Source organism: Enterobacter cloacae complex sp. IR5384, assembly GCF_049237265.1.
Taxonomy (GTDB): Bacteria; Pseudomonadota; Gammaproteobacteria; order Enterobacterales; family Enterobacteriaceae; genus Enterobacter; species Enterobacter cloacae.
This window is the reverse complement of sequence record NZ_JBMKHJ010000040.1, coordinates 1-12225: the sequence shown is the minus strand read 5'-3', so window position 1 is coordinate 12225 and position 12225 is coordinate 1. Positions and strand designations below refer to the sequence as shown.

At 56.1% G+C, this 12225-nt stretch carries 12 protein-coding genes and 1 pseudogene; 7 read left to right on the top strand and 6 right to left on the bottom strand.

Features of this window, described 5'->3' with window-relative positions; translation table 11 throughout:
• Positions 1-191 precede the first annotated feature (191 nt).
• Positions 192-1010, top strand: a complete 819-nt coding sequence (locus ACOTX3_RS22485; protein ID WP_013096841.1) for a trypsin-like serine peptidase — start codon at positions 192-194, stop codon at positions 1008-1010.
• Positions 1011-1038: 28 nt separating this feature from the next.
• On the opposite strand, the gene mdtI is transcribed toward ACOTX3_RS22485, so the two are convergent.
• The 3 genes and pseudogenes from mdtI to ACOTX3_RS22470 all read right to left on the bottom strand — a co-directional run bounded on the left by mdtI (position 1039) and on the right by ACOTX3_RS22470 (position 2004).
• Positions 1039-1368, bottom strand: coding sequence for a multidrug/spermidine efflux SMR transporter subunit MdtI (gene mdtI, locus ACOTX3_RS22480; RefSeq protein ID WP_013096842.1), 330 nt, complete (start codon positions 1366-1368; stop codon positions 1039-1041).
• Positions 1355-1717, bottom strand: coding sequence for a multidrug/spermidine efflux SMR transporter subunit MdtJ (mdtJ, locus tag ACOTX3_RS22475; RefSeq protein ID WP_029882799.1), 363 nt, complete (start codon positions 1715-1717; stop codon positions 1355-1357). Before mdtJ ends, mdtI begins: the two co-directional genes overlap by 14 nt.
• Before the next feature lie 116 nt (positions 1718-1833).
• Positions 1834-2004, bottom strand: a pseudogene (locus tag ACOTX3_RS22470) (hypothetical protein).
• A gap of 131 nt (positions 2005-2135) precedes the next feature.
• Between ACOTX3_RS22470 and ACOTX3_RS22465 the strand changes: the two are divergent.
• Complete coding sequence (locus ACOTX3_RS22465; protein WP_127869184.1) at positions 2136-3173, top strand: AI-2E family transporter; 1038 nt, start codon at positions 2136-2138, stop codon at positions 3171-3173.
• A 17-nt stretch (positions 3174-3190) separates the two neighbouring features.
• Here ACOTX3_RS22465 and ACOTX3_RS22460 read toward each other — a convergent pair whose 3' ends face one another.
• Positions 3191-4216 carry an LLM class flavin-dependent oxidoreductase gene (locus tag ACOTX3_RS22460; protein ID WP_013096845.1) on the bottom strand — a complete coding sequence of 342 codons (1026 nt, stop codon included), beginning with the start codon at positions 4214-4216 and terminating at the stop codon, positions 3191-3193.
• A 178-nt stretch (positions 4217-4394) separates the two neighbouring features.
• Here ACOTX3_RS22460 and yajD point away from each other — a divergent pair, with 178 nt between their 5' ends.
• Positions 4395-4742, top strand: coding sequence for an HNH nuclease YajD (gene yajD / locus ACOTX3_RS22455; protein ID WP_006808895.1), 348 nt, complete (start codon positions 4395-4397; stop codon positions 4740-4742).
• A 129-nt stretch (positions 4743-4871) separates the two neighbouring features.
• Here the strand turns inward: yajD and ACOTX3_RS22450 are convergent, their stop codons facing one another.
• Positions 4872-5660 carry a MipA/OmpV family protein gene (locus ACOTX3_RS22450; protein ID WP_013096846.1) on the bottom strand — a complete coding sequence of 263 codons (789 nt, stop codon included), beginning with the start codon at positions 5658-5660 and terminating at the stop codon, positions 4872-4874.
• Between the two features lie 90 nt (positions 5661-5750).
• On the opposite strand from ACOTX3_RS22450, the gene ACOTX3_RS22445 reads away from it, so the two are divergent.
• The 4 genes from ACOTX3_RS22445 (at position 5751) to ACOTX3_RS22430 (ending at position 11937) form a co-directional block, all read left to right on the top strand.
• Positions 5751-6446 carry a response regulator gene (locus ACOTX3_RS22445; RefSeq protein WP_013096847.1) on the top strand — a complete coding sequence of 232 codons (696 nt, stop codon included), beginning with the start codon at positions 5751-5753 and terminating at the stop codon, positions 6444-6446.
• Positions 6443-7639: a sensor histidine kinase gene (locus tag ACOTX3_RS22440; protein ID WP_013096848.1), complete on the top strand. Its 1197-nt coding sequence runs from the start codon at positions 6443-6445 to the stop codon at positions 7637-7639. The genes ACOTX3_RS22445 and ACOTX3_RS22440 overlap by 4 nt, the downstream gene beginning before the upstream one ends.
• 78 nt (positions 7640-7717) lie before the next feature.
• Positions 7718-8866 carry an efflux RND transporter periplasmic adaptor subunit gene (locus tag ACOTX3_RS22435; protein ID WP_058679532.1) on the top strand — a complete coding sequence of 383 codons (1149 nt, stop codon included), beginning with the start codon at positions 7718-7720 and terminating at the stop codon, positions 8864-8866.
• The gene (locus ACOTX3_RS22430; RefSeq protein ID WP_058679533.1) at positions 8863-11937 is read left to right on the top strand and encodes an efflux RND transporter permease subunit; all 3075 of its coding nucleotides are present in this window, start codon (positions 8863-8865) and stop codon (positions 11935-11937) included. Before ACOTX3_RS22435 ends, ACOTX3_RS22430 begins: the two co-directional genes overlap by 4 nt.
• A gap of 40 nt (positions 11938-11977) precedes the next feature.
• Here ACOTX3_RS22430 and ACOTX3_RS22425 read toward each other — a convergent pair whose 3' ends face one another.
• On the bottom strand, positions 11978-12148 hold the full coding sequence (locus ACOTX3_RS22425) for a hypothetical protein (protein ID WP_374208806.1): 171 nt from the start codon (positions 12146-12148) through the stop codon (positions 11978-11980).
• Positions 12149-12225: the final 77 nt, after the last annotated feature.

Sequence of the window (12225 nt, the reverse complement as noted above, 5' to 3'; positions counted from 1 at the left end):
GGCGTATGCTGCGACGCTATCGGTTTGAGTTGATCCTTATCCTGCTTATTTTATGCGCGCTCATCGCAAGCCAGTTTTATCTTTCCTGATCGTAGCACGCTGATTTTACTCCCACTTTAGCGCTGTCCCGTCTATAGTATTTTCATAGGGTTCACTTTTAATAATCATAATTACCCCCACCAGAGTGTGATATGCGTAAATCTGTTGTGTTATTACTGGGAACGTTTGCTCTTTTTTCTGGATTCGCGCATGCGGATGATGGCGATGATGACACCATTAGCGCGAAAGAGCTTAAAACGCTGTTTTTCGGTCATGATGATCGTACGCGTGTCGCCGATCCTACCCAGGCCCCGTGGGATGCCATCGGGCAACTGGAAACCGCCAGCGGTAACTTATGCACCGCCACGCTGATTACCCCTCAGCTTGCCCTGACCGCAGGCCATTGCCTGTTGACGCCGCCGGACGGCAAACCCGACAAAGCCGTGGTACTGCGATTTGTGTCTCAGAAAGGGATGTGGCGCTATGAAATTCACGGGATTGAAGGCCGGGTTGACCCTTCGCTGGGTAAGCGCCTGAAACCGGACGGCGACGGCTGGATAGTCCCGCCCGCTGCGGCCTCCTGGGATTTCGGTCTCATCATTTTGCGCTACCCGCCTTCTGGAATCACTCCTCTGCCCCTGTTTGATGGCGATAAAGCCGCGCTGACCGCCGCGCTGAAAGCCGTCGATCGCAAGGTGACGCAATCCGGTTATCCGGTCGATCATCTGGATACGCTGTATACCCACACCGACTGCATTGTGACCGGCTGGGCGCAAAACAGCGTGCTCTCTCACCAGTGCGATACGTTACCGGGCGACAGCGGCTCACCGCTGATGCTGAAAACGGATAACGGCTGGCAGTTGATTGGTGTGCAGAGTTCAGCCCCGGCGGCCAAAGACCGATGGCGCGCGGATAACCGTGCTCTCTCGGTGACCGGTTTTCGCGACAAGCTGGAAGCGCTGGCACAATAACAGGCCAGCGCCGCCTCGCCTGACGTCATCAGGCGAGTTTTATCATAATCATACCGGCCAGCAGCAATACCAGGCCGATCCAGCCTTTATTATTTAACCGTTGGCCGAAGAGCACCCACCCTGCTGCCAGGGTCGCGGCAATACCAAACCCGCCCCACAGGGCATAGGCTACAGACAGATCGATACCTTTGACCGCCTGAGACAGGGCGCTAAACGCCCCCAGCACAGCGGCAATCGACATCAGACCGTAAACTTTACGGCGAAAACCATCAGAGAATTTCAGAAACACGTTCGCCAGAATTTCCAGAACAATGGCGAACCCCAACCAGGCCGCGTGGATCCATTCAAACTGCTGCATGGGTCTGCTCCTTCTGCGGTTTTGTCGGTTTACGTGTACCCGATTTAATCAGCACAATCCCGACTACCAGCGTCGTCAATCCGGCGATCTTCATTGTTGATAAGGTTTCGTCAAATAACAAAACGCTGAACAGCGTAATCAACAAAATACCGATACCTTCCCAGAGGGCATAAGCCACCCCCAGCGCGATTTTCTTCACCGCAAACGAGAGGAAAATATAGGAAAGCGAAATCATCACCAGCATTAAAATAAAACCGGTGTTGCCATCGCTGACGCTTGCCCATTTCATAGACAGCGTGCCGGTAATTTCAGCGAGAATAGCCAGGGCTAATAAAATCCAGTAAAACATGTTTTTCTCCTGCTTGAGAATATAATCCATCGCGGCTCGCTGCGAACAGCAAACCCAAAAAAGGAAATAAAATCAGATAGCTAAGCGCATGGCGCCAGCTCAGGCAGAAGACGTGACTATAGCGCGTTGCGCCAGTGTTGCTCACCGGACAGAAGGAAGAAAGAGGTGGAGAATACAGCAGTATGGTTTGAAGAATACGTCCTGAACAAATTGTCCATAAAATTACAATTATCCGCGATGTTGCTTCTCGTCTTTGCGGATCAAAATTGTCCTCGGTAGTTAAACACGCTAAATTTGTACCATAAGCCAGGATTTTACTCAAAGTCTTTTCAATTCTTTACCGAGGCCGTTTGATTTTGGTTAGTTTATTAAACGCCTTTCGCCTTTATTATAAATAAAAAAATACGCAGGAATTGCCATGGCTAAACCCATCATTACCCTGAACGGCCTCAAGATTGTCACCATGCTCGGTATGCTGGTGATCATCCTGACGGGCGTTCGTTTTGCCGCCGATATTATCGTGCCTTTTATTCTGGCGCTGTTTATTGCAGTGATCCTTAACCCGCTGGTTCAGCGCATGGTGCGGATACGCATACCGCGCGTGCTGGCGATCACCCTGCTCATCAGCATCATTATTATTGCGATGGTGCTGCTGGTCGCTTATCTGGGCACATCCCTGAATGAACTGGCGCGCACGCTGCCGAAATACCGCTCGTCGCTGGTGATACCGCTGTTGCAGATTGAACCCTGGCTGCAGCGCGCGGGCATTGAGGTCTCCGTTGAGGAACTGCTGAAGTATATCGATCCCAACGCAGCCATGACCCTCGTCACCAGCCTGCTGGCGCAGCTCTCCAACGCCATGACCTCTATTTTCCTGCTGTTTTTAACCGTGGTGTTTATGCTGCTGGAGGTGCCGCAACTGCCTGCCAAACTACAGCATATAATGGTTCGGCCGGTGGAAGGCATGGGCGCGATTCAGCGTGCACTGGACAGTGTTTCCCGCTATCTGGTGCTGAAAACGGCGATCAGTCTCGTCACCGGGTGTGTTGTCTGGGGCATGCTGGTTGCGCTGGATGTGCGGTTTGCGTTCGTCTGGGGACTGCTCGCCTTTGCGCTTAACTATATTCCCAACATCGGTTCCGTGCTGGCGGCCATCCCGCCTATTCTGCAGGTGCTGGTTTTCAGTGGTTTGTATGATGCCCTGATTCTGCTGGCCGGTTATCTGGTGATTAACCTGGTCTTCGGAAACATTCTTGAACCGCGCATGATGGGACGCGGGCTCGGGCTTTCGACCCTGGTGGTGTTTTTATCCCTGATATTCTGGGGTTGGCTGCTCGGCCCCGTTGGCATGCTGCTCTCCGTTCCGCTGACCATCATCGTCAAGATAGCGCTTGAGCAGACGGCGGGCGGGCAAAGTATCGCCGTACTGCTGAGCGATATGAGCCACAGAGGCTGAGCAACCCGTCAGTTAACTTACTCGCGCCAGCCCATTGCTGGCGCCACATGTTTGAGGATCGACTCAATCACATGCGCGTTGTAGTCCACGCCAAGCTGATTCGGTACGGTCAGTAACAGGGTATCCGCTTCGGCTATCGCGTCGTCCTGCTTCAATTGTTCAACCAGCTTGTCGGGCTCTGCCGCATAGCTGCGCCCGAAAATCGCCCGCGTTTTTTCATCCAGATAGCCCACGCTATCGCTGTCGTTGCGGCTGGCCCCGAAATACATCCGGTCACGATCGTCCATCAGGGCAAAGATACTGCGGCTCACCGACACGCGCGGCTGACGGGTATGGCCCGCCTCAGCCCAGGCCTGACGATACGCGCGGATCTGTTTTGCCTGCTGAATATGGAACGGCTCGCCGGTTTCATCGTCTTTCAGCGTTGAGCTTTGCAGGTTCATGCCCAGTTTTGCGGCCCAGACCGCCGTTGCATTTGAACCGGCGCCCCACCAGATGCGGTCGCGTAAACCTTCGGAATGAGGCTCCAGGCGCAGCAGGCCCGGCGGGTTCGGGAACATCGGTTGCGGGTTTGGTTTCGCAAACCCTTCTCCGCGCAGCATCTCAAGCAGCACCTCGGTATGACGACGCGCCATATCCGATTCGTTTTCCCCTTCCTGCGGGACATAGCCAAAGTGACGCCAGCCATCAATCACCTGCTCCGGCGAGCCGCGGCTAATTCCCAGCTGCAAACGCCCGCCAGAGATCAGATCCGCCGCCCCGGCATCCTCCGCCATGTACATTGGGTTTTCATACCGCATGTCGATCACGCCGGTACCGATTTCGATGTTTTTGGTTTTTGCGCCTATCGCCGCAAGCAAGGGGAACGGCGAGCTGAGCTGGCGGGCAAAGTGGTGCACACGGAAATAAGCGCCATCGGCACCCAGCTCTTCAGCGGCCACGGCCAGGTCGATGGACTGCAGCAGCGTGTCCGCTGCGGTTCGGGTACCGGACTGTGGCGACGGCGTCCAGTGACCAAATGATAAAAATCCGATCTTTTTCATAAGGGGTAATCCTGAGAATGTGTTGCGTTTCTTCTACTCTACGCATTACCGGGCAACAATAAATGCCGTTTATTTAACGGAAAGCGTCAAATAAATTGACTGACCTGAGCAGATCGCTATTGCGTTCCATAATGGGATATAATTTCGCTCACTCTTTTCCTGGCAGGTAAAACCGGCAATGGCTCTGATCCCTAAAAACTACGCGCGGCTGGAAAGCGGCTACCGTGAAAAAGCATTAAAAATTTATCCATGGGTCTGTGGGCGCTGCTCACGGGAATTTGTCTATTCCAACCTTCGGGAACTGACGGTTCACCATATCGATCACGACCATACCAATAACCCGGAAGATGGCAGTAACTGGGAGCTGTTATGCCTGTTTTGCCACGATCATGAACACTCGAAGTACACCGAAGCGGATCAGTACGGCACCACCGTTGTCGCGGGAGAAGACGCGCAAAAAGATGTGGGTGTGGCCACCTTTAATCCGTTTGCTGATTTGAAAGCGATGATGAACAAGAAGAAATAATCTTCCAGGAATTTTCTCGCTCCGGCCAGCTCTGTTCACCCGTATACATAGACGTACCAGGTAATGACATAGATGGCCGTAATGATTACCCCGGCTACGCCGAGGAAGATCGCATCTCTCACCTCCACACTAGAATGTCCAGGTGATGGCGGCGGTGACAGCGCCTTCGTTACGTCGCGATACGATCGGACTGTTATTTGCATGCTCCCCAAGCCAGGTGTAGTCGGCACTCAGTACCGTGCCCCAATGGGTATCGAACTGATGACTCCATGTCAGGCTGCTGTCTATACCGTAGAATCCACCGGGCGCTGAATAACGGCTATAACCGGAGCGCTGACTCTGCTGCTGACTGACCCCATACCAGGTATTGAGGTAACGGCTGTCGCCAAACAGGGATGCAGACTGAAAAGCAATCGTGTCCTGACTGGTTTGTAGAGGGAGCAGCGTAACAGAGGCCTGGTAGTTTACCCCCTGACTGTCCGTTACAGGCAGGGTCGCTTTGCCTTCCACACTCAGCCAGGAAGTGATTTGCCAGCCGACCGCCAGCCCGGTATTCAGGCTGGTATCGATCTCTCCCATCCCTTTCAGATTATTCGCTCCCTCGCGCCAGCTGGCGTTTTCGTCCGCCCTCCCCAGGTCGTAACCCAGCGTATGTTCAAGGTACACGCCGCTGTCATTTTGCAGGTCATATCCAATGCCTTTCTGCGCATCAATAAAGAATGCACCTTTGCGCACCTGTAAAACAGGAACCCCTTGCCATACCTGCTTGTCAGAGCCTGAATAACGAGGCGCATAGCGTCCTCCTGCCCCAATCGTCAAATAGTCGGAAGACGTTTGTGCCTCATCGGCGTGTACGCCGGATGCTGCCGTCATCAGAAACGGAACGGTCATATACAGGGCTTTTTTTCTCGCTATCATACTGGTCTCCACTTCTACGTTGTGCGCAGTATGATTTGGCTAAATCAATGAATAGTCGGGATAGTGTTAAGAAACGGTCAAGGTGAACAGATGTTGTCCAGAAGGGTGCTGATTATTGAAGATGATGCCGATGCGGCTGGCGTACTTGAAGCCTATTTACGCCGTGAAAATTACGATGTGAACGTCACGGGGGACGGGCTGGCCGGGCTGGAGATGGCGCAACGCTGGAAACCCGATCTTGTCTTGCTGGATGTCATGCTTCCCGGACTCAACGGAACTGAGGTGCTGGCCAGCCTGCGTCGCAAAAGCGATGTGCCCGTTATCATGGTGACGGCTATGGGCGATACGCCCGATCGCATCGGCGCGTTGAGATACGGGGCTGATGACTATGTCGTTAAACCCTATCATCCAGGTGAAGTCGTGGCACGGGTGCAGGCGGTGCTGCGCCGGAGCAATAAAAACACGCGCGAAGAAGAGATCCTTCGCTGGCAGACGCTGGAGGTGGATGTCACGGCCATTGTGGCGAGCATCATCAATGATGACAACACGCCGCGGGTTCTGGATCTGACCCCAACGGAATTTTCGCTACTGACCACGCTGATGCGTTCACCTTCGCGTCCTTTTTCCCGTCAATATTTACTGGAGCACTGTTTGCCGGAAAGCGAGGCCCTGGAGCGGGTGGTGGATACCCATATTTATAACCTGCGTAAAAAACTCGAAGCCGCGGGTCTTTCCGGCGTGCTGGTTAACGTTCGCGGCGTGGGTTACAGGTTCAGACAGCCATGATAAAGACCCGTCATTCCTCCCTCTGGCGCTGGATTTGCGCGCGCATCCTGGCGCTGGCGATTGGCAGCGTGATTGTTATAGCAGCCTGTATGTGGCTGCGTTACGCCGTGCAGAACTACTGGATAATGGGCAAAATGCCCGCAGCGGTCCGGCAGGAGTTTCTCACGCTCAGCCAGAATCCGCAGTCAAACCCGGCCCGCTTTCACGATATTGTAGACAGCTGGTGGGGGCTCAGTTATTCCACCCCATCTATCGCCTCGGCTGACTGGGTCACCGTGGCTCTGCTGGTGCTGGTGATGATCCCCTTCATTGTGGTAATGGGACTTAAGCACGCACGTCCTCTGGCGCTGCAGTTCAGCTGTCTTCGTGATGCGGCCAAAGATGTGGCCGATGGACAGTTTGGCCGACAGGCAGAGCTGGTGAAAGATGCGCCCGCAGAAATGATCAGCTTTGCGGCTGACTTTAATACCATGACCGGACAACTGGCTCGCTATGAAAAGGAGCTGCGCGCCTCGCACGTTGCCATGGCACATGAGCTGCGCTCTCCCCTGACGGCAGCCATTGGGCGTTTGCAGGGTATGATGGACGGCGTGTTTGACGCCACCCCGGAGCAGTTGGGGATGGTGATGAAACAGCTCCAGCACCTCAACCGGCTGACCGATGAATTGCACCTTCTCTCTTTGGCTGATGCGGGAAATCTTGTGCTTGAAGACAGGCAATTCCGTCTGGATGAGCTGATTCAGGAGCGGGCAGACTGGATAACCCCGCAGGCCGATGCGCATAATTTTACGATAACGTTGCGTAACCCGCGCGCATGCCCCTTCAGAGGCGATGCGTTCCGTATGGGACAGGTATTTACGATCCTCATGGAGAATTCACTCCGCTACGGATGCGAGGGAGGCCATCTGGAGGTGGCCCTGCATTATGCCCAGGGGCAGTACACCCTCGAATTCGCCGATGACGGTCCGGGTGTATCAAAGCACTTTTTACCGGACATGTTTAAGCGATTTAGCCGCGAGGAACAATCACGCGCCCGGCACTCCGGTGGCAGCGGCCTCGGTTTATCAATTGCGCAGGCGATTTGTCAGGCGCATGGGGGAAGTATTAGCGCGTCATTACCAGAAACCGGAGGGCTTCTGGTGCGCATCCAACTGCCCTGGCGCGCTTGTGACGAGGAAAATTCCCGCTCTTGATAAACCCTTGACACAACATCGAATCTTTCTCGATGAACAGCCGATTAAATAACGCCATCCCTTTTCTGGAGCGGCGTTATGTCAGACGAATTCATTCTCTCCCTCCGCCACAGCCTGCATCATGTATACAGCGTGGCGCGCACCCTTTCCTGGCTACACTTTATTCCCCTGGTGATACTTGCCCTGGCTATCTTCCCGCTAACCGGTTGCGGCGATAAACACGAAAACACGCCGCCCCCCGTGCGGGCGGTACGCTACAGTGTGGTGGGTTCAGCGAAAACGCTGCCAGCACTGGAAAGAACCGGTGAGATCCATGCCCATGATGAGACGACGCTGAGTTTCCGTACCGGGGGCAGGATCCTCACGCGCGTCGTCGATATTGGCGATCGGGTTACCGCCGGGCAACTGCTGGCGACCCTCGACAATACCACCGGACAAAATCAGCTCGACGCGGCCACCGCTGACTATGAGGGTGCCAAAGCCTCAGCGCAGATTGCCGCGCTCAACGTCAACAGAATGCAAACGCTGATGTCCACCGGCGCTATAGCCCGCACACAACTCGACACAGCCCGTGCAGACTGGCTTGTCGCCAGCGCGCGTCTGAAAAGTAGCGAGGCGGCACTGCGCAACGCCCGGGAAAGCCTGGGCTGGACCCGCCTTCTCTCGCCGAAGGAAGGCATCATTACCGCGGTCAGCGCCTCTGCGGGCCAGATTGTCAGCGCAGGCCAGTCGGTGCTGACGCTGGCGACCGGTGAAGCCCGCGATGTGGTGTTTGATGTTGCCGCGCCTGATGAGATCCCCTCACCGGATAAGGCCGAATTCCGCGTCGCCTTGCTCAGCGACCCGACGGTCAATGCTTCAGCTCTGTTACGCGATATCACGCCTCAGGCCGATCCCCTGACCCGTACCTGGCGGGTCAGAGCCACCCTGAACAACTCGCCCGCCGCCATGGCACTGGGTGCCAGCGTCACCGTAACCCTGCCCTCCAGTGCCGCGTGCGGTTACGTCCTTCCTGCGTCGGCACTGAGTCGTTACGCAGACAAGCCCGCTGTGTTTGTAATCAACCGGCAATCTCAGGCGCAACTGCGCGTGGTTGTGCCTGCACGTTACACGGCCTCCTCCGTCATCATCGCCTCCGGTCTTGCGCCCGGTGACAGGGTGATTACGGCTGGCGTGAGCAAATTACGCTCAGGAGAACAGGTGATTGCCGGGGAGGAGCAGCCATGAACATGAGAAGCACAAAAGAGACATTTAACCTCTCCGCCTGGGCGCTTAAAAATCAGCAGATGGTCAGTTTCTTTATGCTGCTAGTGATGGCGATGGGCGTGTTCTGTTACGAGCGCCTGCCGCGCAACGAAGATCCGGCGTTTACCATCAAAACGGCCGTGGTCTCCGCGCAATGGCCGGGGGCATCGGTAGCGGACACGACTCGCCTACTGACGGATACGCTTGAGAAAAAGTTACAGGAGATCCCCTGGCTTGATTATATCGAAAGCGAAACCCGGGCAGGACGCACCGTTATTCATGTCAACCTGCGCGATGATACGCCGCCGCAAACGGTGCCGGATATCTGGTACCAGGTGCGGAAGAAAATGCAGGATATCGCCCCGTCCCTGCCAGAAGGCGTTCAGGGCCCTGATGTCAACGACGAATTTGACGACACGTTCGGCACAATTTATGGCTTCATCCCCGAAGGCTATACCCTGCGGGAGGTTCGGGATCGGGTGGAGACACTGCGTCGGGAGCTGATGTCCCTGCCGGATATCGGCAAAACCACCCTGCTGGGTGAACAGCAGGAACAGATGGTTCTGACCTTTTCCCCGGCCCGTCTGGCGGGGATGGGTCTGGATATTCAGCAGGTGGCGGAGGCGCTCAGGGCGCAGAATGCAGTCGTCCCGGCGGGCATCATACGCACGGGGCAGGAGAACATCGCACTCCACGTCAGCGGTGCGCTCAGCTCAGAGGAGAGTTTACGCGCGGTCACGCTGCATATTAACAATCGTTATATCCCCCTGACTGACATTGCCACCCTCACCCGGAAAAGCGCCGAACCGCCCTCACCGGCGTTCCGGGTTAACGGAAAACCGGCTATCGGGCTGGCGATTTCAATGGCGCCGACAGGCAATATGCTGCGCTTTGGCGCCGCGTTGAATCAAAGAGTGGCCGCCCTCAGCGCCGGGCTGCCGCACGGTATCGAGATGGTGAAGGTCGCCGATCAATCCGCGGTAGTCAGCGACGCGGTGAGTGGTTTTATCAGGGTTCTTATTGAAGCGGTGGTTATCGTCCTGGCCGTTTCATTTGTCTCTCTGGGGCTACGGGCGGGGCTGGTTGTGGCTGCGGCAATCCCGCTGGTTCTGGCCATGACCTTCGCCGGAATGATGCTGGCCGGGATTGGCTTGCAGCGCATCTCGCTCGGGGCACTGATTATTGCGCTGGGTCTGCTGGTGGATGACGCCATGATCACCGTGGAAACCATGGTTTCTCGTCTGGAAGCTGGCGATTCCCGTCGGCAAGCGGCAACCCGGGCGTTCACCACGACGGCATTCCCGATGCTCACCGGCACACTGGTGATGATCGCCGGATTTATTCCGGTCGGCTTTGCGGCATCCAGCGCGGGTGAATACTGCTTTTCTCTGTTTGCGGTCGTGCTGATTGCCCTGCTGTGTTCATGGGTGGTCGCGATCCTGTTTTCACCGCTGACCGGAACATGGCTGCTGCCGGAGAACGTCAGGCATCATGCCTCCGGCCCGGGGCGGCTCGCACGCGGGTATCACTGGCTGCTGCGTAAGGTATTGCGCCACCGACTCACCACCGTGCTTTGTGCCCTTGCCGCACTGGGTTTGTCCCTGTACGGGACGACGTTTATGCAAGGCGAGTTTTTTCCCGCTTCCGACAGACCAGAGCTGCTGGTGAGCCTGACGCTTCCGGCCAACGCCTCACAGTCGGAAACGCAAAGAGAGGCCGAAAAGCTGGAGAAGGCGCTGGCAGGCAATAGCAATATCGATCATTACTCAACATACGTGGGATCGGGCGCCATCCGTTTTTATCTGCCAATGGATGTGCTGCTGGAGAATGAAAACAGTGCCCAGTTGGTGGTGGTCGCGAAAAACCTCGCCGCCCGCGACCGTCTGCACGCACAGCTGAACAAGATACTGGCGACGCAATTTAGCGACATCATCACACGCGTATCGCCCCTGGAGCTCGGCCCCCCGGTCGGCTGGCCAATCAAATACCGGGTTAGCGGGCCGGACTATGTGAAGGTTCGGGCGCTGGCGAATCACCTGACGGAAGTGATTGGCCAGTCACCGCTCTCACGTGAAGTCAACCAGACCGCCGGTGAACCGGAGAGAGTGATTACCCTTGAGGTGAATCAGACGGCGGCCCGGGCTGCGGGCGTGTCGTCAGAAAGTCTGGCCCGGACGCTGAATACGGTCTGGTCCGGCAGCGTCGTGACCTCAATACGGGATAATGACCGGCTGGTGGATGTGGTGCTCCGCGCCAGAGACAGTGAACGTCTTAATCTGGCCACACTGTCGTCACTGACCGTTGAGGGGAACGATGGCAAAAAAATTCCGCTCAGTGCTGTCGCAACGCCGGTCTGGGGTGTGGACGATCCGGTTGTCTGGCGTCGTCAGCGCCTGCCGTTTATCACCGTGCAAACTGACCTTGCGCCGGGACTCAGAGCCGAGGTCGTCTCCGCCGCGCTGCGCCCGGCAGTGGATAAACTGCGTGCCCGTTTGCCTGCGGGCTACAGTATTGAGGAAGGCGGCGCGGTTGCGGAATCCGATAAAGGAAACCGCTCTGTCTTTACCGTTCTTCCGGTGACGCTGGTCATTATGTTGTTATTGCTGATGCTTCAGCTACGACGCTATTCCCGGATGTTTCTGGCCCTGTTCATGGCCCCGTTTGGCTTACCGGGCATCGTTCTGGCGATGCTGCCGGGTGGAACACCGATGGGGTTCGTCGCCCTGCTAGGCGTGATCGCGCTGGCGGGCATGATCATTCGTAACGCGGTGATCCTGCTCGGCGAAGCTGACAGCAATCTGGCTCAGGGGATGACGAACGATGCCGCCATTATCGCAGCCGCAGAGCACCGGGCCAGACCTATCTGTCTGACCGCCTGTGCCGCCATTCTGGGCATGATCCCCATCTCGCACCAGGTATTCTGGGGACCTATGGCGTATGCCATTATCGGGGGGTTGCTGGTCGCGACGCTGGTCACACTCACGGTACTGCCCGCGTCGTTCAGTCTGTTATTACAGTGGGGGGACGGTTTACGCAACCGGCACAGCGTATAAAACCCGGTCTGTGCTGAAAGCGAAATTGTCCCCCGATCCGTTACGCGGCCGTCAGCGCAAAACGGGTTCTCAGGACCTCAGCAATATCCTCTTCCGCCAGTTGCTGTGTCTTTGTGCCATTTGCGGTGATGGTCTTCAGCATATTGCCCAGCAGGATCTGGCGTCCTCCTTCGTTGCCAGGATGACCTGCCCCCACGATTAGATACAACACTCAGTTAGTAACGTCGGAATCTTCATTCTCAGAATGACCCTTTCTCCAGCCCGCTGCAAATTCAGACGGTGTCTGAT

Coding starts and splice junctions, on each gene's coding strand:
- mdtJ (WP_029882799.1), bottom strand. CDS start 1,717: ATGTTTTACTGGATTTTATTAGCCCTGGCTATTCTCGCTGAAATTACC.
- ACOTX3_RS22440 (WP_013096848.1), top strand. CDS start 6,443: ATGATAAAGACCCGTCATTCCTCCCTCTGGCGCTGGATTTGCGCGCGC.
- ACOTX3_RS22445 (WP_013096847.1), top strand. CDS start 5,751: ATGTTGTCCAGAAGGGTGCTGATTATTGAAGATGATGCCGATGCGGCT.
- ACOTX3_RS22485 (WP_013096841.1), top strand. CDS start 192: ATGCGTAAATCTGTTGTGTTATTACTGGGAACGTTTGCTCTTTTTTCT.
- ACOTX3_RS22460 (WP_013096845.1), bottom strand. CDS start 4,216: ATGAAAAAGATCGGATTTTTATCATTTGGTCACTGGACGCCGTCGCCA.
- ACOTX3_RS22435 (WP_058679532.1), top strand. CDS start 7,718: ATGTCAGACGAATTCATTCTCTCCCTCCGCCACAGCCTGCATCATGTA.
- ACOTX3_RS22465 (WP_127869184.1), top strand. CDS start 2,136: ATGGCTAAACCCATCATTACCCTGAACGGCCTCAAGATTGTCACCATG.
- yajD (WP_006808895.1), top strand. CDS start 4,395: ATGGCTCTGATCCCTAAAAACTACGCGCGGCTGGAAAGCGGCTACCGT.
- ACOTX3_RS22450 (WP_013096846.1), bottom strand. CDS start 5,660: ATGATAGCGAGAAAAAAAGCCCTGTATATGACCGTTCCGTTTCTGATG.
- ACOTX3_RS22430 (WP_058679533.1), top strand. CDS start 8,863: ATGAACATGAGAAGCACAAAAGAGACATTTAACCTCTCCGCCTGGGCG.
- mdtI (WP_013096842.1), bottom strand. CDS start 1,368: ATGCAGCAGTTTGAATGGATCCACGCGGCCTGGTTGGGGTTCGCCATT.